16 protein-coding genes are annotated in these 18,166 nt (G+C 69.9%); 4 read left to right on the top strand and 12 right to left on the bottom strand.

Translation table 11 applies throughout. The features are described 5' to 3' along the window. The first annotated feature begins 33 nt into the window (after positions 1-33). Together J2X68_RS29935 and J2X68_RS29930 are read left to right on the top strand one after the other, a co-directional pair. On the top strand, positions 34-1,704 hold the full coding sequence (locus J2X68_RS29935) for a sensor histidine kinase (protein WP_310435721.1): 1,671 nt from the start codon (positions 34-36) through the stop codon (positions 1,702-1,704). Further along, positions 1,701-2,381, top strand: a complete 681-nt coding sequence (locus J2X68_RS29930) for a response regulator (RefSeq protein WP_310435720.1) — start codon at positions 1,701-1,703, stop codon at positions 2,379-2,381. The genes J2X68_RS29935 and J2X68_RS29930 overlap by 4 nt, the downstream gene beginning before the upstream one ends. Positions 2,382-2,460: 79 nt before the next feature. On the opposite strand, the gene J2X68_RS29925 is transcribed toward J2X68_RS29930, so the two are convergent. The 3 genes from J2X68_RS29925 to J2X68_RS29915 form a co-directional block, all read right to left on the bottom strand. Beyond that, a complete protein-coding gene (locus J2X68_RS29925; protein ID WP_310435719.1) occupies positions 2,461-3,522 on the bottom strand; it encodes an ABC transporter substrate-binding protein in 1,062 nt (353 codons plus the stop codon). 173 nt (positions 3,523-3,695) lie between these two features. Next, complete coding sequence (locus J2X68_RS29920; protein WP_310435718.1) at positions 3,696-4,559, bottom strand: ABC transporter permease; 864 nt, start codon at positions 4,557-4,559, stop codon at positions 3,696-3,698. After that, the gene (locus J2X68_RS29915; RefSeq protein WP_310435717.1) at positions 4,549-5,364 is read right to left on the bottom strand and encodes an ABC transporter ATP-binding protein; all 816 of its coding nucleotides are present in this window, start codon (positions 5,362-5,364) and stop codon (positions 4,549-4,551) included. Before J2X68_RS29915 ends, J2X68_RS29920 begins: the two co-directional genes overlap by 11 nt. Positions 5,365-5,525: 161 nt before the next feature. Between J2X68_RS29915 and J2X68_RS29910 the strand changes: the two genes are divergently transcribed. Then, the gene (locus J2X68_RS29910) at positions 5,526-6,218 is read left to right on the top strand and encodes a response regulator (protein ID WP_310435716.1); all 693 of its coding nucleotides are present in this window, start codon (positions 5,526-5,528) and stop codon (positions 6,216-6,218) included. Positions 6,219-6,262: 44 nt separating this feature from the next. On the opposite strand, the gene J2X68_RS29905 is transcribed toward J2X68_RS29910, so the two are convergent. The 6 genes from J2X68_RS29905 to J2X68_RS29880 form a co-directional block, all read right to left on the bottom strand. Beyond that, positions 6,263-7,855, bottom strand: coding sequence for a cation acetate symporter (locus tag J2X68_RS29905; protein WP_310435715.1), 1,593 nt, complete (start codon positions 7,853-7,855; stop codon positions 6,263-6,265). After that, on the bottom strand, positions 7,852-8,427 hold the full coding sequence (locus J2X68_RS29900; RefSeq protein WP_310435714.1) for a DUF485 domain-containing protein: 576 nt from the start codon (positions 8,425-8,427) through the stop codon (positions 7,852-7,854). Before J2X68_RS29900 ends, J2X68_RS29905 begins: the two co-directional genes overlap by 4 nt. A gap of 80 nt (positions 8,428-8,507) precedes the next feature. Beyond that, positions 8,508-9,191 (bottom strand): response regulator transcription factor, encoded by a 684-nt coding sequence (locus J2X68_RS29895; RefSeq protein ID WP_310435713.1) that lies wholly within the window; start codon positions 9,189-9,191, stop codon positions 8,508-8,510. Then, entirely contained in the window at positions 9,188-10,339 is a 1,152-nt protein-coding gene (locus tag J2X68_RS29890) for a histidine kinase (protein ID WP_310435712.1), read from the bottom strand. The genes J2X68_RS29895 and J2X68_RS29890 overlap by 4 nt, the downstream gene beginning before the upstream one ends. Next, complete coding sequence (locus J2X68_RS29885) at positions 10,336-10,860, bottom strand: DUF1453 domain-containing protein (protein ID WP_310435711.1); 525 nt, start codon at positions 10,858-10,860, stop codon at positions 10,336-10,338. The genes J2X68_RS29890 and J2X68_RS29885 overlap by 4 nt, the downstream gene beginning before the upstream one ends. A gap of 482 nt (positions 10,861-11,342) precedes the next feature. Beyond that, entirely contained in the window at positions 11,343-13,463 is a 2,121-nt protein-coding gene (locus tag J2X68_RS29880; RefSeq protein ID WP_310435710.1) for a DNA topoisomerase IV subunit B, read from the bottom strand. 444 nt (positions 13,464-13,907) lie between these two features. Between J2X68_RS29880 and J2X68_RS29875 the strand changes: the two genes are divergently transcribed. Continuing rightward, positions 13,908-14,138 carry a hypothetical protein gene (locus J2X68_RS29875; RefSeq protein ID WP_020125094.1) on the top strand — a complete coding sequence of 77 codons (231 nt, stop codon included), beginning with the start codon at positions 13,908-13,910 and terminating at the stop codon, positions 14,136-14,138. Positions 14,139-14,267: 129 nt separating this feature from the next. On the opposite strand, the gene J2X68_RS29870 is transcribed toward J2X68_RS29875, so the two are convergent. The 3 genes from J2X68_RS29870 to J2X68_RS29860 form a co-directional block, all read right to left on the bottom strand. Then, positions 14,268-15,134: a serine protease gene (locus J2X68_RS29870; protein WP_310435709.1), complete on the bottom strand. Its 867-nt coding sequence runs from the start codon at positions 15,132-15,134 to the stop codon at positions 14,268-14,270. 134 nt (positions 15,135-15,268) lie between these two features. Further along, entirely contained in the window at positions 15,269-16,807 is a 1,539-nt protein-coding gene (locus J2X68_RS29865) for an RNA polymerase sigma factor (RefSeq protein ID WP_310435708.1), read from the bottom strand. A 424-nt stretch (positions 16,808-17,231) separates the two neighbouring features. Next, complete coding sequence (locus J2X68_RS29860; RefSeq protein WP_310435707.1) at positions 17,232-18,119, bottom strand: FadR/GntR family transcriptional regulator; 888 nt, start codon at positions 18,117-18,119, stop codon at positions 17,232-17,234. Positions 18,120-18,166: the final 47 nt, after the last annotated feature.

The following is an 18,166-nucleotide window of genomic DNA, read 5'->3' as shown; positions in this document are numbered from 1 at the left end:
GCTGCGCCGGTCCACCCACGTACCGTCTTGGGTATGAGCCCCACTCCCCCCGCCCGCCGCCTGCGCCTCGGAATGCCGCGACGCATGTTCTCGCAGCTCCTGCTCATGCAGCTGGCGATCGCCGCGGGCGTCGTGGTGCTCGCGACCGGGCTGTTCCTCGCTCCGCTCAGCGACCAGCTGGACGACCAGGCGATGCGCCGCGCCCTCGCCATCGCGCAGACGACAGCGGCTGTGCCGCAGATCGCCGAGGACCTCCGAAGCACCCGGCCGTCGGTCGACGGGCCGGTGCAGCGGGAGGCGGAGCGGATCCGCAGGGCCAGCGGCGCGGAGTACGTCGTCGTGATGGACCTGCACGGCACCCGCTGGTCGCACACCGATCCCCGGCAGGTCGGCGGCCATGTGTCGACGGACCCGAGCCAGGCCTTGGCGGGCAAGGACGTCATGGAGATCGACAGCGGCACCCTGGGCCGCTCGGCCCGCGGCAAGGTCCCTCTGCGGGACGGCGACGACAAGATCATCGGGGCCGTCTCGGTCGGCATCGAGTACGACAGCGTCCGCGCCCGCCTGATCCACGCGATCCCCGGACTGTTCGCCTACGCGGGCGGCGCCCTCGCCGTGGGCGCGCTGGCGGCCTGGCTGATCTCCCGGCGCGTCCAGCGGCAGACCCGCGACCTGGCCTTCTCCGACATCTCGGCGCTGCTCGCCGAGCGCGAGGCGATGCTGCACGGCATCCGCGAAGGCGTCGTCGCCCTGGACCGCGCCGGCCGCGTGCGGCTGCTCAACGACGAGGCCCAGCGCCTCCTCGGCATCGGGGAGGAGGTGGTGGGCGCTTCACCCGACGAGGCGTTCGGCGCGGGACGCACGGCCGATGTCCTGGCGGGCCGGGTGACGGGCACCGACCTGATCGCCGTCCGCGGACAGCGCGTCCTGGTCGTCAACCGCATGCCCACCGACGACGGCGGCGCCGTCGCCACCCTGCGCGACCGCACCGAGCTGGAGCAGCTCGGGCGCGAACTCGACTCGACGCACGGCCTCATCGACGCGCTGCGCGCCCAGGACCACGAGCACGCCAACCGCATGCACACGCTGCTGGGGCTGCTCGAACTGGAGATGTACGACGACGCGGTGGACTTCGTCGGGGAGGTGGTCGGCGATCACCGGGCGACCGCGGAGCAGGTGACCGAGAAGATCGAGGACCCGTTGCTCGCCGCCCTGCTGGTCGGCAAGGCGACCGTCGCGGCCGAGCGCGGTGTCGCGCTGTGGGTCTCCGACCGGACCCGGCTGCCCGACCGCCTGATCGACCCGCGCGGGCTGGTCACCGTCGTCGGCAACCTGGTGGACAATGCGCTCGACGCCGTCGCGGGCACGCCGCACGCGCGCGTGGAGGTCGAACTGCGCGCGGAGGGCCGTACCGCGGTCCTTCGGGTGCGGGACACGGGCCCCGGCATCCCGGCCGAGCAGCGCGAGTTGGTCTTCACCGAGGGCTGGTCCACGAAGAAGCCGCCGGCGCACGGCAAACGCGGCATCGGGCTCTCGCTGGTACGCAGGCTCGCCGAGCGGCAGGGGGGCCGTGCCACGGTGGACGAAGCGAGCGGCGGAGGCGCAGAGTTCACCGTCGTCCTGCCCGAGGCGCTCACCGGGCCCGGCCTGGAACCCGCGCTGGCGGCACCGGCGGACAGCACGGCCGAGGAGGAGTCGCGATGATCGAGGTCCTGGTCGTGGACGACGACACCCGGGTCGCCCAGGTCAACGCCGCCTACGTCGAGAAGGTGCCGGGCTTCCACGTCGCGGGCGAGGCCCACAGCGCGGCCGAGGCACTCCGTCAGCTGGAGCTGCTGCCCGGCCTGGATCTCGTCCTGCTGGACCACTATCTGCCCGACGAGACAGGTCTCGAGGTCGTCCAGGAGATGCGTCGGCGCGGCCACCAGACGGACGTGATCATGGTGACGGCCGCCCGGGACGTCACGACGGTGCAGGCGGCGATGCGCCAGGGCGCCCTCCAGTACCTGGTGAAACCGTTCGCCTTCGCAGGCCTGCGCGCCAAGCTGGAGGCGTACGCCGAGCTGCGCCGCACGCTCGACGGCGGCGGGGAGGCCGAACAGGCCGACGTCGACCGCATCTTCGGCGCCCTGTCCGCCTCCTCGGAGCCCGGCCTGCCCAAAGGCCACTCCCCCACCACCGCCGAGCTCGTGCGCCAGGCCCTGATGAACGCCGAAGGGCCCCTGTCGGCCCAGGAGATCGCCGACCGGACCGGGGTGAGCCGCCAGACCGCCCAGCGCTATCTGAAACTCCTGGAGCGCACGGGGAGAGCCCGGCTCACCCTGAAGTACGGCGACGCGGGCCGCCCGGAACACCGTTACGTGTGGGCGACCCGCGCCTGAAGGGCACGGTCCTCGGTGGCGGGTAAGAAGCCGTGCCCCTCCAGGGATTACGGCTCCCGGTCCGCCGCCGGTTCGACCGTCAGCCCGCGGCCTTCTCGACGAACTCGGTCGTGAAGGTCCTGCTCAGGTCCACATCCGCGTTCTGGATGGTGGGGTTGAAGGCCTTGAGGACCTTCTCGACGGTCTCGGGGCCGTTCTCAGGCATCACGCCGTCCTCGGTGAACATCGGCAGCGTGTTCTCGATGGCCACCGCGTACAGCAGCTTGTTCCCCTGGGAGTAGTCCGTCGGCATCTTCTCGGCGATCTCGGCCGCGCTGTGGGTGGACATCCACTTGAGCGTCTTGACGAATGCATTGGCCAACTTCTGGACGGTGTCCTTGTGACTGTTGACCCAGTCCGTCTGCATGTACAGGCTCGACGAGGGATACGGTCCGCCGAGCGCTTCCTCCGAGCCCTGCGGGGTGCGCATGTCGAGCAGCACCTTGCCGGCCTTCTTGTCCAGGACGGTCGCCACGGTCGGGTCGGTCGTCATGCCGCCGTCGATGGCGCCCTGCTGGAGCGCTGCGATGAAGGTCGGCCCCGCGCCCACGGCGACCGGCGTGAACTCGCTGACCTTCACGCCGTTCTTGACCGCGAGGTACTTGGTGAGGAAGTCGGTCGAGGAACCCAGGCCCGTGACACCGAGTTTCTTGCCCTTGAAGTCCTTGGGCGAGGTGATGTCGCCTTCGGCCTCGGTCGAGACGATCTCCACCTCGCCCGGCGCGTGTGAGAACTGCACCACGGACTCGACCTCCTTGCCCTTCACCTGGAGGTCGAGGGTGTGGTCGTAGAAGCCGACGGCGCCCTGCACCTGGCCGGAGACCAGCGCCGTCTCGGCCTGGACGCCGGCCGGCTCGCTCAGCATCTCGACGTCGAGCCCCTCGGCGTCGAAGTAGCCCAGGCGCTGGGTGAGCATGGCGGGCAGGTAGATGACCTTGTCCAGGCCACCCACCATGATCTTGACCTTGGTTCCCTTGCCGTCCCCCTTGCTGCCGGAGCCCGTGGCCGCGGTGCTCGACGCGTCGTCGGCACAGGCGGTGAGCGAGGAGAGGGCGAGCAGACCGGCGGCGGCGAGGGCCGTGTATCTGGCGGTTGTGCGCATGGCGAATTCACGTCCTTGAGAGGGCGGTGCGGGGATGGAGCACAGGTGAGTGAGGGGAAGGCGGGGCGAGCGAGGAAGGGGCGGCGACGGCGGAGAGCGATCCGTGGAGGGTCTCGAGGGGCCCTTCGCGGGAACGGCTGCCCGGGGTGCCCGGGGGATCGTTCGACGAAGGGTCAGTTCTCGGAGCCCGACGGCTTCCACCGGAAGATGCGCCGTTCGGCGAAGGTCAGCAGCCCCTCCGCGACGAGCGCGACGACGGCGAGGATGACCATCGCGGCGTACACGCCCGCCGCGTTGAACGTGCCCTGCGACTGCGCGACGAGCAGCCCGATCCCCTTGGTGGCGCCGATGTACTCACCGACGATGGCGCCGATCAGGGCGAAGCCGAAGCTCACATGGAGGCTCGTGAAGATCCAGGAGGTGGCGGACGGGACGACCACCTGGAGCGTCACCCTGCGGTCGCTCGCGCCGAGGATGCGGGCGTTGGCGACGAGGTTGCGGTCCACCTCGCGGGCGCCCTGGAAGGCGTTGAAGAAGACGGGGAAGAAGACCAGGACCACGGCCGAGGCGACCTTGGAGGCGGGGCCGAGGCCGAACCAGATCACGAAGATCGGGGCCAGCACGATCCTGGGTATCGAGTTGAGCACCTTGATGTATGGACCAAGGATGTCGGCGAGGAAGGTGATCCGCCCCAGGGCGATACCGCACACGACGCCGGCGACCACGCCGATGACCCAGCCGAGCAGGGCCTCGTAGAGCGTGTACCAGATCTGCTCGCCGAGTGAACCGAGCGCGGTCCCGTGCGTCACCCAGGTCCAGATCTGGTCCCAGATCCTGGAGGGCATCGAGAAGTTGAAGGGGTCGATGGCCTCGGCCCGGGAGAGCGCTTCCCACAGGGCGAGCACGGCGACCAGGAGCAGCACACGCGATGCCGTCACCACGGCCTTGCGTCTGCGAGCGGCACGCGCGCGTGAGTGGGCGCGATCGGGCCTCATGGCCGTGTCGACGACCGGTGTGCTCAGCACGTCAGGCGACACGGGCGGCACCTCTCTCGCGGGTGATGCGGACCTCTTCGCCGAGGGACTCCCAGATCTCGCGGTAGATCTCGATGAACCGCGGCTCCAGACGCACCGACTCGACCTTGCGCGGCCTCGGCAGGTCGATGTCGAAGACCTGCTTCACGGTGGCCGGGCCGGCGGTCATCACGACGACCTTGTCGGCCAGCGCGATGGACTCCTCCAGGTCGTGGGTGACGAAGACGACCGACGCGCCCGTGCCCTCCCACAGCTCGAGGAGCTCGTCCGACATCAGGGCCCTGGTCTGCACGTCGAGCGCCGAGAACGGCTCGTCCATGAGGAGGATCTCGGGGTCGTTCACGAAGGTCGCGGCGAGGGCCACCCGTTTGCGCTGACCGCCGGAGAGCTGGTGCGGATAGCGGTCCTCGAAGGCGGTCAGCCCGACTCGGGCCAGCCACTCACGCGCTCTGCGCTTCGCCTCCGCCTTGGGCACACCGCGGAAGCGGGGCCCGGCCATCACGTTGGACAGGACCGTACGCCAGGGAAAGGTGGCGTCCTGCTGGAAGACGAAGCCGACCTTGTCGCCGACCCCGCGCACGGGCTGCCCGGCGACCGTCACCTCGCCCTGGGTGGGCTCCTCCAGACCGCTGACCAGGGTCAACGTGGTCGACTTGCCGCAGCCGGTCGGGCCGACGACGGCCACGAACTCGCCACGCCCGACGGTGAGGTCGAGTTCCCGCACGGCGGTGTGCGGAGCCCCCGACGGGGTCCTGAAAACCTTGCTGGCGCCCCGCAGCTCGATGGCGGGGCTGGTGTGTGCGCTCATGGCCGGGGACGGTAGAGGGCACCCGCGAGGCGGCATCAGCCTTCTGGGCGCATGCGCTTCTTTTGCCTGCAGTAGCCTGTTGTGCTCGTTTTGCTCGCGCTAGAACAGCGAAGCCGAAACACGGGCTGAACGCCCGCCTGGCCTTGACGGAGAGAGGCCCGATGATTGACGTCCTGGTGGTGGACGACGACTTCCGTGTCGCCGAGATCAACGCCAAGTACGTGGGAAAGGTTCCCGGTTTCCGGGTGGCCGCCCGCGCGCACAGTGCCGCCCAGGCGCTGGGAACCATCGAGCGCGGAACCATCGACCTGGTACTGCTCGACCATTACCTGCCCGATCAGACCGGCCTCCAGCTCATCCACCGGATGCGCGAGCAGGGCCATGGCACCGACGTCATCATGATCACGGCAGCCGGTGACGTCTCGACGGTCCAGACGGCGATGCGCCTGGGCGCCCTGCACTACCTGGTCAAACCCTTCACCTTCGCCGCCCTGCGCACCCGCCTCGACTCGTACGCCGCACTGCGCCGCACGGTGGACCGGGTCGGCGGACAGGGCGTCGCGGGCCAGGAACAGGTCGACCGGATCTTCGGGGCCCTGCGCACCGGGCCCGCGCCGTCCTCGCCCGGCCTGCCGAGCGGCCACTCGGAACCGACCACGGACCTGATCTGCGATGTTCTGCATCGCGCCGACCAGCCGCTGTCGGCTCACGAGGTCGCCGCGGAGACCGGCCTGAGCCGCTCCACCGCCCAGCGCTACCTCCGCCATCTGGAACAGGCCGGACGCCTGCACCTCTCCCTCAAGTACGGCGACACGGGCCGTCCCGAGCACCGGTACGCCTGGGTGGCGCCGTAGCGGTGCGCCACCCCCGATGCGGTACGACGGTGAAAAGTCGTCCGTTACGCCGCTCCCGCCCCGGTCAGTGACCGCACCTCGGTCTCCGCGTGCTTGGCCTCGTCCGCGACCTCGGCCGAGGTGACCGTGCCGAGCCAGCCCGCCACGAAGCCCAGCGGAATCGAGACCAGGCCGGGGTTCTGCAGCGGGAAGTACTGGAAGTCCACGTCGGGGAAGAGCGACTCGGGGCTGCCGGAGACCACCGGCGAGAGCACGACGAGCACCAGGGCCGGGACCAGCCCGCCATAGACCGACCACACGGCGCCGCGCGTGGTGAAGCCCCGCCAGAACAGCGAGTACATCAGGACCGGCAGATTCGCGGACGCCGCGACGGCGAAGGCGAGCCCGACGAGGAAGGCGACATTGAGATCGCGGGCCAGCAGGCCGAGCGCGATCGCGACCACGCCGACGCCCACCGCGGCGACCCGCGCCACAGCGACCTCGCTGCGGGGCTTGGCCTGCCGTCGGCGCAGCGAGGCGTACAGGTCGTGCGCCACCGACGCCGAGGACGCGAGCGTGATCCCGGCGACGACCGCGAGGATCGTGGCGAAGGCGATGGCCCCCACGACGGCGAACAGCACTGTTCCGCCGGTGGAGTCGGCGCCACCGCCCAGGTCGAGTGCGAGAAGTGGAACCGCCGTGTTCCCGCCCGCGTTCGAGCCGCGCACCGCCTCGGGGCCGACGATCGCCGCCGCGCCGAAGCCGAGGACGATCGTCATCAGGTAGAAGCCGCCGATCAGCCCGATCGACCAGACGACCGAGCGTCGGGCGGCCTGCGCGGTGGGCACGGTGTAGAAGCGGGACAGGATGTGCGGCAGTCCCGCCGTGCCCAGCACCAGTGCGAGCCCCAGGCTCATGAAGTCGAACCGCGCGGTCCAGTCCCCGCCGTACTTCAGCCCCGGTGCCAGGAACGCGTCACCGTGCCCGCTGCGCTCGGCCGCCGTGCGGAGCAACTGGTCGAAGTCACCGTGGAAGCGCACCAGGACGAGCACGGTGAGCGCGATGGTGCCGGCCAGCAGCAGAACCGCCTTGACGATCTGGATCCAGGTGGTCGCCCGCATTCCTCCCATCGACACATAGATCACCATGAGCGCGCCCACCCCGATGACGGCCCAGGACCGGGCTGCCGCGCCGGTGTTCCCGAGAAGCAGCGCGACCAGGCTGCCAGCGCCCACCATCTGGGCCACCAGATAGAGAACGGACACGGTGACCGAGGAGGTTCCCGCCGCGATCCGCACCGGCCGCTCGCTCATCCGCGCGGCGACCACGTCGGCGAGCGTGAACCGCCCGCAGTTGCGGACCAGTTCGGCGACCAGGAACAACACCACCAGCCACGCCACCAGGAAGCCGACCACATACAGCAGCCCGTCGTACCCGAACAGCGCGATGAGCCCGGTGACACCCAGGAAGGAGGCGGCGGACATGTAGTCGCCCGCGATGGCAAAACCATTTTCCATCGGGGAGAACAGACGCCCGCCGACGTAGAACTCCTCCTCCGACCCCTGGCGGTTGCGGCTCACCCAGGTGGTGATCCCCAACGTGACCGCGACGAAGACGCTGAACAGCAGCAACGCCAGTGCCTGATGGTTGCCGGTCACGCCGCACCCCCCTTTGCTCCCCGGGTCAGCTCCTGTGTGTCCCAGCGCAGTTCGAGCGCGGCGCGGTCCCGGCGCAGCCGCGCGTGCCGGGCGTAGGCCCAGGTGAGCAGGAACGTGCTGAGGAACTGCCCCAGCCCGGCGACCAGTGCCACGTTCACCGCGCCCACCACCGGCCGTGCCATCAGTCCGGGCGCGGTCGTCGCGGTCACCACGTACGCCACGTACCAGAGGAAGAACCCGGTGAAGGCAGGCACCACGAACCGCCGGTACCGGCTGCGCACCTCCTGGAAGGCCGCGCTGTTCTGCACCTCGAGGTAGATCTGAGCCGCCGCCCCGCTTCCGGCCTCCCTCCGACGGGCCGCGGGAACCTCGGACCCGGGCGTGCTCATCAGGGGCGACTCGCCCCAGCCCGAGGCGAGCGCGTCGTACCACGGGTCCTCGTAGCGCACGTCCCCTGGCGCTTCGGCGTACGCCCGGCCCAGGCCTTGATGATGTTCGAGCGTGTGTGGTGTGGGGGCACCGCTATCGGGACCGTCCCCGTCGGCGCGGGCACGGCCGTTGCTTGACTGCATGCCCAAGGATGGACAGAACGGGAAGATCCCCGACTATTGTTCCCCGAACACTTCACCCCATCAGGTGACCATCATGCCGTTCATCCCGCAGGCGGCCGGACCAGGCCCTTCCCGTACGCGTAACGCACCGCCTGGGCACGGTCCTTGAGCCCCGTCTTGGAGAACATGTTGTTGATGTGTGTCTTCACCGTCGCGGTGGACACGCTCAGCCTGCGCGCGATCTCCTGGTTGCTGAGCCCCTCCGCGATCAGCACCAGCACCTCCGCCTCACGTGTCGTGAGCCCGTCGGGAACGGCAGCCGGCGCGGCAGGCTCCGGTTCGGGCGCCGACAGCCGCTCCAGCAGCCTTCGCTGGACACTCGGCGACAGCCCGGCGTCCCCGGACAGCACACTGTGCACGGCGCGTACGATCTCGTCCCCGCCCGCGTCCTTGGTGAGGTACCCCCGCGCACCCGCCTTCAGCGCCGGGAAGAGGGATTCGTCGTCCGCGTAGGTCGTGAGGACCACGACCTGTGTCCCGGGGTGTTCGGACCGGATGCGCCGGGTCGCCTCCACTCCGTCACAGCGAGGCATGCGCAGGTCCATCAGCACCACGTCGGGGGCCAGTTCGGCGACGAGCCGCACGGCCTCTTCCCCGTCTCCTGCGGCGCCCACGACCTCGACTCCCGGCAGCAGCCCGAGCAGCATCACGATGCCTTCCCGGACGACTGTCTGGTCGTCCGCGACCACCACCCTGGCGGGCTTGCTCCCCGTCTCCTCCGTCACACCGGCACCTTCAGCGTCACCACGAAGCCTTCCTCGTCCGGCCCGGCGGCGAGCGACCCGCCCAGCAGCTCGGCGCGCTCCCGCATACCCAGCAGACCGTACCCGCCGCCCGCCTCGGCGAGTTCGCCCGGCGGGCCGCCCGAGTCCCGCACGTCCAGCGTCACTTCATGCCGACCGTACTCCAGCCGGACCCGGACCTTGGCGCCCGGCGCGTGCTTGCGAGCGTTCGTCAACGCTTCCTGAGCGACCCGGCGCACGGCCTGCGACGCCTCGACCGACAGCGGTCTGCGGTCACCTCCCACAGTGACCTCGGCGCCGTCGGACGCGCGGACGAGATCGGTCAGGAAGTCCTCCAACGGCGTCAGTTCACCGCGCAGCGCGGAGAGCGACTGCCTGGTCTCCTCGAGACCGTCACGGGCCATCCCGCGTGCCGCCACCACACGGTCGAGAATCTGCTCGCGGTCCGCGCCCCGCTCGATCAGCAGCCGAGCCGCCTCCAGGTGCACGAGCTGCGCCGAGAGACTGTGGGCCAGGACATCGTGGATCTCCCGGGCGATGCGGGCCCGCTCCGCGAGTGCGGCCGACTCGGCCTCGGCCGCGCGCGCGGCCCGCTCCTGGGTGAGCAGCCGCTGTGCGGCGCCTCTGGCTTCGGCGTCCAGACGCAGTGCGTAGCCGGCGAGCCCCATGCCCGCGATGACGATGGCCGAGGTCGCCGCCGCGTCGTCGTTGGCCACGGCGAAGGCGGCGAATCCGACCGATGCCGCCGGCAGCGCCGCGCCCAGAGGGAGTCGCTCGAGTGCCGCGATGGCGCATCCGCACCACAGGACCGCGGCCGGTGAGTGGAAGCCCGCTGCCTCGACCCCGGCCGCCACCCCCAGCAGCATGAGGAGCAGCGCCAAGGACGGCCACAGCCGGTGCTCGAAGGTGGTCCGGAAGAGGGCCCATGCCAGGCCGCCCGCCACCACGGCACCGGCGACTCCGGCGATCGCGGCCCAGCCCTGGATGCGGCTGTCGTGGAGGGCGCTCCACCCGAGCACACCCAGGACCAGCAGCCTTACGGCCCAGGCCAGCAGCCGCCTGGGACGCGACACCCCTCTGGGGCCGAGCGCCTCCCGTGAGGGCCAGCGTGTCCAGACGTTCTCCGTCACACGCGCTCCTTCCGCGGGAACCGGGGCACGGGGGCACCGTACGCCGTGGCGTGGGCGGGAGCCTGGTGCAGAGATTGCGCGCGCCGGACCAGGAGCCCGGAGCGGACGAGCAGCGTGGCCGCGAGTCCCAGCATCAGCGCCGCGCTGCTCTGGCCGACGCCCAGTAGCGCGCCGACCCCGAAGAGGCCCGCCCGCAGACCGATCCCGACCCCCCAGACCGCCGCGCTCGCCGTGGTGCTCTTGCTCCACACCGCGCCGTCCGGCTCCACCCAGATACGGGTGGTCCAGGCCCAGGCCGCTCCCATGGCCAGCGCGACGATCAGTTCGGCGCCGAGCACCAGGGCCGACTCGTTGGGGTGACGGGCGCCGAGCAGATCGGGTTCGCGCAGCGCTATGACGGCCAGGATTCCCGGGAGGAGCCACCAGCGCCGGTCCGTGTCGATGCGGCTCGCGCGGAACTGCCGCGTGATCACGAGCGCGGCCACAGCCACGATCACCAGTGCGTTGACGAGCCCGGACATCACAGCCTCCGTGAGCGGGAAGGGGAGGCCGGCAGCGAGCGCTGCCGACGCCTTCGACGCTACGGAATCGGGCCGGTCCGCAGATCGGAGCGGAGGTGGATCATGGGTGGATCTCCGGAAGCCGAGGTCTCCACCCATGGGTGGAGAAACCCCCAGCCGGACCGGTCTGAGAACAGTCTGGCCCGGTACGCGCCCGAGCCAAGCCCGTCCGGGTCCGAGCCAGGCCTGAACGGACCCGAGCCAGGCCTGCATGCGTCCGAGCAGCCTGCATGCGTCCGAGCCAGGCGTCTACGGGACGAAGCCAGACCGCCGCCACGCGCCCCGGCCCCCTCACCCGACCCCGTCGGAGCCACGGGACCCGGCCGGATCGATCCAGTAGGACCAGTCGGATCCCGTACCGCCAGGCCGGGTGCACATGCGGACCGGCCGGATCCACAGGAGATCCGGCCGGTCCGAGGCAACGCCTACAGGTCGGGCAGCGCCTACGCGTCGATACGCGACCGGTCGAGCGTCGCCGCCGAGCTGGAGATGAACTCCTTGCGCGGTGCCACGTCATTGCCCATGAGCAGATCGAAGACCTGCTCGGCCGCCTCCAGGTCGGAGAGGTTGATGCGCCGCAAGGTGCGGTGGCGCGGGTCCATCGTCGTCTCGGCCAGCTGGTCGGCGTCCATCTCACCGAGACCCTTGTAGCGCTGGATGGAGTCCTTGTACCGGACGCCCTTGCTCTGGAACTCCATCAGCTTGTCCCGCAGCTCACGGTCCGAGTACGTGTACACGTACTTGTCCTGGCCCTTCTTGGGCTGGACGAGCTCGATGCGGTGCAGGGGCGGGACCGCGGCGAACACCCGCCCGGCCTCGACCATGGGCCGCATGTAGCGGTGGAACAGCGTGAGGAGCAGCGTCCGGATGTGGGAGCCGTCCACATCGGCGTCGGTCATCATGATGATCTTGCCGTAGCGAGCCGCGTCGATGTCGAAGGTGCGTCCCGAGCCCGCTCCTATGACCTGGATGATCGCGCCGCACTCGGCGTTCTTGAGCATGTCGGTGACGGACGACTTCTGGACGTTGAGGATCTTGCCCCGGATCGGCAGCAGCGCCTGGAACTCGGAGTTCCGGGCGAGCTTGGCCGTGCCGAGCGCGGAGTCTCCCTCGACGATGAACAGCTCGCTGCGCTCGACGTCGTCGCTGCGGCAGTCGGCGAGCTTGGCGGGCAGGGACGAGGACTCCAGAGCCGTCTTGCGGCGCTGCGCGTCCTTGTGCTGCCGCGCCGCGATGCGCGTCCGCGCGGCGGCCACCGCCTTCTCCATGACGACCCGGGCCTGAGCTGCGGCATCGCGCTTGGCGGAGGTCAGGAACGCCTTGAGCTCCCTGGCGATCACCGTGTTCACGATGCGCCGGGCGGCCGAGGTACCGAGGACCTCCTTGGTCTGGCCCTCGAACTGGGGCTCGGCCAGACGCACCGTGACGACGGCTGTCAGGCCCTCCAGGGCGTCGTCCTTCACGATGTCGTCCTCTGCGACGCGCAGCATCTTCTTGGCGCGCAGCACTTCGTTCATCGTCTTGGCGACCGCCTGCTCGAAGCCGGCGACGTGGGTGCCGCCCTTCGGCGTGGCGATGATGTTGACGAACGACTTGAGGTTCGTGTCGTAGCCGGTGCCCCAGCGCATCGCCACGTCGACGCCGAGCTCGCGGGTGACCTCCGTCGGGGTCATCTGCCCGTGGTCGTCCAGGACCGGGACGGTCTCCTTGAAGGTGCCCTGTCCGGTGAAGCGGAGGACGTCGCAGACGGGCTTGTCGGTGGCCAGGTACTCGCAGAACTCGCTGATGCCGCCGTCGAAGCGGAAGGACTCCTCGCCCTTGCTGCCGCCCTCGCCGAGGCCGTACTCGTCACGGACGACGATGGTCAGGCCGGGCACCAGGAAGGCGGTTTGGCGGGCGCGCTGGTGGAGGTTCTCCAGGGAGAGCTTGGCGTCCTTGAGGAAGATCTGGCGGTCGGCCCAGTAGCGCACGCGCGTGCCGGTCCGGTTCTTGGCGACGCGCTTGACCTTCCGCAGGCCGCCCGTCTCGAACTTGGAGTCGGGTCCGTCCGCGGCGAAGGCGCCCGGGACGCCCCGCCGGAAGCTGATCGCGTGCGTGTGGCCGCCCCGGTCCACCTCGACGTCGAGGCGTGCGGACAGGGCGTTGACGACGGAGGCGCCGACGCCGTGCAGACCGCCGGAGGCGGCGTAGGAGCCGCCGCCGAACTTGCCGCCGGCGTGCAGCTTGGTCATGACGACCTCGACACCGGACAGCCCCGTCTTGGGCTCGACGTCGACCGGGATGCCACGGCCGTTGTCCCGGACCTCGACCGAGGCGTCGTCGTGGAGGATGACCTCGATGTGGTCGCAGTAGCCGCCCAGGGCCTCGTCGACGGAGTTGTCGATGATTTCCCACAGGCAGTGCATGAGGCCACGGCTGTCGGTCGAGCCGATGTACATACCCGGGCGCTTCCGCACGGCCTCGAGCCCCTCGAGGACGAGCAGGTGCCGCGCGGTGTAATTGGAACCGTCCCGGTCTGCTCCTGCCAGCAGCGCTGTGGACGGCACGGACGTTTCGGCGGTCACGCGGTTCGCTCCTCGCTGAATTTCACTTGGGGCCCTTGTGGGTAAGGGCGCGGCTTGGGTTGCCGCCAAGAGGGTACCGAGGCCTGGTAGAGCCGTTGTAACGCCACCCTCGTCTGAACTCAGACTAGTCCAGCGTCGCATACGTGTTCGATCCCTCGATGGAGTGAAGTACATATCACGTTCCCTTCGGGGCATGAACCATTTAGGCTCCGGGCACGTCCTCATGAACAAACCGGCAACCCAGCCGGGAGGATGGAACCATGACCGACAGAGCGAAACCGTAAGCACCACAGACCACGCAATACGGCACATTCGCCGCCAAACCGGCAGCAGACGGCCACCTCGGAAAAGATTTTTCGAGGACAAGCCACGAGCGGGAACGTTTTGGGGCTGGTTGGATGTTGACCCTGGTACGACAGCTCGTCGAGCTAGAGAAGAGGCGACGTGACTACTGTTCTGACCCCCGCGAGCCCGCTGACGGCCGCTGACCGCTGCGACCGCTGCGGCGCCCAGGCGTACGTACGCGTCGTGCTGCTCAGCGGCGGAGAACTGCTCTTCTGCGCCCACCACGGCCGCAAGTTCGAGCCGGAACTCAAGAAGATCGCCGCTGAGATACAGGACGAGACAGAGCGGCTGACGACCGTTCCGGCCTCCACCCCGGAAGAAGAGCGCTGATCTGCGCGTCCACGACGAGCCAGAACCGGCACAGGCCGGTACACGGGCGGCCTCCCCTGCTCCCAGGGGCGGCCGCCCGCTCTCGTGATCCGAGATCGATCCTGCGGCCGTCGAGGCCGCAGGATCCGCTCAGACGCCCTCAGGAACCCCCTGGGGACCTCCGAGCGCCCGCGTCCAGCCGAGCGTCTTCACGGCGTCCGACACGCGCGTGTAGACACCGGGGCTCCCCGGCTGCCCGCAGCCGCTGCCCCACGACACCAGCCCTATGAGCCGGCCCTGGGCGACGAGCGGTCCGCCGCTGTCCCCCTGGCAGGCGTCGCGACCACCCCGCTCCTCTCCGGCGCACACCATGCTCCGCGCGTCGTAGGCGCCGTCGGAGGTGCCCGGATAGGCCCGCTCGCAGGACGCGTCGGGCAGCACGTGCACGCGAGCCGCTCGCAGACTGTGGGCGTACGCACCGAACCCGGTGCTGTCTCCCCAGCCGTAGACGACGGCCTCGGTGCCGGCCTCGTAGGCCGGATCGCCTTCGGCGGCCATCCCGATGACCGCCGCCGCCGGGAGCGGCTGGGCGAGCGTGAGTACGGCGAAGTCCCCGGCGTTGCTCGCGCTGTCGTAGCCGGGGTTCACCCAGACACTGCGCACGGAGACCTCCTGCCCGGTGTCCCTGTGGAGGTCCGTACGGCCCGCCACGACCTTCAGGTCGGCCAGCTGCCCCGGCGGGGCTCCCAGGACGTCCTCACCCATGCAGTGGGCCGCGGTGAGCACGGTGGAGGGACCGACCGCCACGCCTCCGCAGAACTGCCCGGAGCGCATACCCCCGAACCGGTCACGACTGGACAGTGCGACCGTCCACGGGCTCTGCGAGACATCCACCGGGAAGCCCCCCACGACGACGTCGTCGGAGGCCGCCGGCGCGGCGAAGCCGATGGGTATGGCCACCGCCGCGGCCGCCAGGATCAACGGCCGGGCCAGGGCCCGGACAAGGGGACGACGCATGCGCGCTCCTCACTCTGAAGTGATCGATGAACACCCAGAGTGATCCAGCGCGCGGCGGCCCGCATGCGCGCGCCCAGGCCGAAGGCCCGGCTCCCTGACGGGAGACCGGGCCTTCGGCTTCGTACGGCTACGACCTAGTCGAGGTAGTCGCGCAGCACCTGCGAACGGGACGGGTGGCGCAGCTTGGACATGGTCTTGGACTCGATCTGGCGGATGCGCTCGCGCGTCACGCCGTACACCTTGCCGATCTCGTCGAGGGTCTTCGGCTGACCGTCGGTGAGACCGAATCGCATGGAGACGACGCCCGCCTCGCGCTCGGACAGGGTGTCGAGGACGGAGTGCAGCTGCTCCTGGAGGAGCGTGAAGCTGACCGCGTCGGCCGGGACCACGGCCTCGGAGTCCTCGATGAGGTCACCGAACTCGCTGTCACCGTCCTCGCCCAGCGGGGTGTGCAGCGAGATGGGCTCACGGCCGTACTTCTGGACCTCGATGACCTTCTCCGGGGTCATGTCGAGTTCCTTGGCCAGCTCCTCCGGGGTGGGCTCGCGGCCCAGGTCCTGGAGCATCTGGCGCTGCACGCGCGCGAGCTTGTTGATGACCTCGACCATGTGCACCGGGATACGGATGGTGCGGGCCTGGTCGGCCATGGCGCGGGTGATCGCCTGACGGATCCACCAGGTGGCGTACGTGGAGAACTTGTAGCCCTTGGTGTAGTCGAACTTCTCCACCGCGCGGATCAGACCGAGGTTGCCCTCCTGGATGAGGTCCAGGAAGAGCATGCCGCGGCCGGTGTAACGCTTGGCCAGGGAGACCACCAGACGGAGGTTGGCCTCCAGGAGGTGGTTCTTGGCGCGTCGGCCGTCCTCTGCGATGATCTCCAGCTCGCGCTTGAGCTTCGGGGCGAGCTTGTCGGCGTTGGCCAGCTTGTCCTCGGCGAACAGACCGGCCTCGATGCGCTTGGCGAGCTCGACCTCCTGCTCGGCGTTGAGCAGCGGGACCTTGCCGATCTGCTTGAGGTAGTCCTTCACCGGGTCGGCGGTGGCACCGGCCACGGCGACCTGCTGGGCGGGCGCGTCGTCCTCGTCGTCGTCGGAGAGGACGAAACCCTTGTTCTCGGTTCCCTCCTCTTCCTCTTCTCCGGGCTTGGCGTCCTCGAGGACCTCGTCCTCGGCGACCTCGGCGTCGTCCTTGCCCGAGGTCTTCTTGGCCGCCGTCTTCTTGGCGACGGTCTTCTTCGCGACAGCCTTCTTGGCGGTCGTCTTCTTCGCAGCCGCCTTCTTGGCGGGGGCGGCCTCGTCTGCGGGATCGTCCACAGCAGGAGCGGCCGGGGTGGCCGGGGCGGCCGTGGCAGTGGCCTTCCGCGTGGTCACCGCCTTCGCCGCGACCGTCTTGGTGGCGGTGCGCTTGGCCGGACTCTTCGCTGCGACGCTCTTTCGGGTGCGCTTGGGCTCCGCGGCACTGACCATCAGCGTCACACCCTCTTCCTCGAGGATCTGGTTGAGGCTGCGCAGTACGTTCTTCCACTGAGTGGCCGGAATCTGGTCAGCTTCGAAGGCCCGACGCACATCGTCGCCGGCGATCTGCCCCTCAGCCTTTCCCCGCTCAATGAGCGCCATGACAGAGACGGACTCGGCGATCTCCGGCGGGAGCGTACGGGATGTGCTGGCCGACACGAACAACCTCTCGGAACGTTGGAAAACGGCTTCCGGCCCCGTCCGGACGGACAGGAGCCGACCACCGGCCTGGGGGTGGGCCGACGGCGCGGGCGGGGGCCGGGAGGATTCACAGCGCCTTGAACGGCGTCCGTATTCCCTCCGCGGCTGTCACCTCTTAGGTCATCGCGTGGTTTCCACAAGCGTTACGCCCAATCTTCGTGGCCCGAGTCACACCCCATAAGCGGTCAAAAACGGTCAGACGCGGGCAGAGGCGGTCACCCGTCGAGCCTACCGGTACCGCCAGGACCGGTTGCGCCCCCTCGACCGTCGGACCCCGCAGGCCCCGTGACGGGTTCTGCGGGGTCCGACGGGAGTGCGGAAGAAACGGCCGAGGACGACACGGGAGGGGGAGAGCCCCCCGACCGTCCCCCGCGCGGTGCGGTCAGTGCTCTCGCGGCGCCGGCACGACGCGCTCCACCTCGGGATGCACGGTGAGCAGCTGCCGCATGGCCGTCTCGGCGGCGGTGCCGTCGCCCGCCGCGAGGGCGTCGACGATCCGGCCGTGATGTCCCAGCGACGCGTCGTTCGGCCGGTCACACCCCGTGACCGGGCCACCGGAGACCTGGAGGGCGGACGAAACGATCCCGGAAAGGTGTTCCAGCATGCGGTTGCCCGCGACCTGGATGAGCAGCGAGTGGAACTCGGCGTCGGCCCGGGAGTAGGTGAGCGCGTCACCCTGCCCCATGGCGTGCGCCATGATCTCGACCATGTCGGACATCCGCTGCTGGACGTCGGCGCGCCCGTGCCCGGCGGCGAGGCGCGCGGCGAGCGGCTCGATCGTCCAGCGCAGCTCATTGAGCTCGCGCCGCTGATCATCGCGCTGGGGGCCGAACGCCCGCCACTCGATGATGTCCGGGTCGAGAAGGTTCCAGTCGCTCACGGGACGCACGCGCGTGCCGACGTTCGGCCGGGCGCTGACCAGGCCCTTGGCCTCGAGGACGCGCAGCGACTCGCGGACGACGGTGCGGGACACCTCGAACCGCTGACCGATCTCCTCGGGCACAAGGGGCCGGTCGGCACCCAGGTCGCCCGAAACGATCATCTGACCGAGCTGCTGGACAAGTTGGCCGTGCAGTCCGCGTCCACGGCTGCCCGCGGTACGGCGGCCCACGCGGCCCAGCTCAGGCTCCGCGGACTCCCAGACGGGGGCTCCGACACGTTCGGCCACCGGGGCCTCACCGAAGGGATAGCGGTCGAGTTCGCCCGGGCCGGCCAGACCGGAGTCGGCGGAGCGGGCGGCGGTCATCATGGTGTGCGCAAGGGTACTCACGGATCCTTTGTCGGCGCTGCTCCCAACTCCCTTGAGGTCTTTGGTGA

The sequence above is a fragment of the Streptomyces sp. 3330 genome (assembly GCF_031456635.1).
Classification (GTDB): domain Bacteria; phylum Actinomycetota; class Actinomycetes; order Streptomycetales; family Streptomycetaceae; genus Streptomyces.
This window is presented reverse-complemented; position numbering and strand designations above follow the sequence as displayed.

Excerpts from the sequence above, each read along its gene's own strand:
- J2X68_RS29935 (WP_310435721.1), top strand. The coding sequence starts at position 34 with ATGAGCCCCACTCCCCCCGCCCGCCGCCTGCGCCTCGGAATGCCGCGA.
- J2X68_RS29930 (WP_310435720.1), top strand. The coding sequence starts at position 1,701 with ATGATCGAGGTCCTGGTCGTGGACGACGACACCCGGGTCGCCCAGGTC.
- J2X68_RS29925 (WP_310435719.1), bottom strand. The coding sequence starts at position 3,522 with ATGCGCACAACCGCCAGATACACGGCCCTCGCCGCCGCCGGTCTGCTC.
- J2X68_RS29915 (WP_310435717.1), bottom strand. The coding sequence starts at position 5,364 with ATGAGCGCACACACCAGCCCCGCCATCGAGCTGCGGGGCGCCAGCAAG.
- J2X68_RS29910 (WP_310435716.1), top strand. The coding sequence starts at position 5,526 with ATGATTGACGTCCTGGTGGTGGACGACGACTTCCGTGTCGCCGAGATC.
- J2X68_RS29900 (WP_310435714.1), bottom strand. The coding sequence starts at position 8,427 with ATGCAGTCAAGCAACGGCCGTGCCCGCGCCGACGGGGACGGTCCCGAT.
- J2X68_RS29885 (WP_310435711.1), bottom strand. The coding sequence starts at position 10,860 with ATGTCCGGGCTCGTCAACGCACTGGTGATCGTGGCTGTGGCCGCGCTC.
- J2X68_RS29870 (WP_310435709.1), bottom strand. The coding sequence starts at position 15,134 with ATGCGTCGTCCCCTTGTCCGGGCCCTGGCCCGGCCGTTGATCCTGGCG.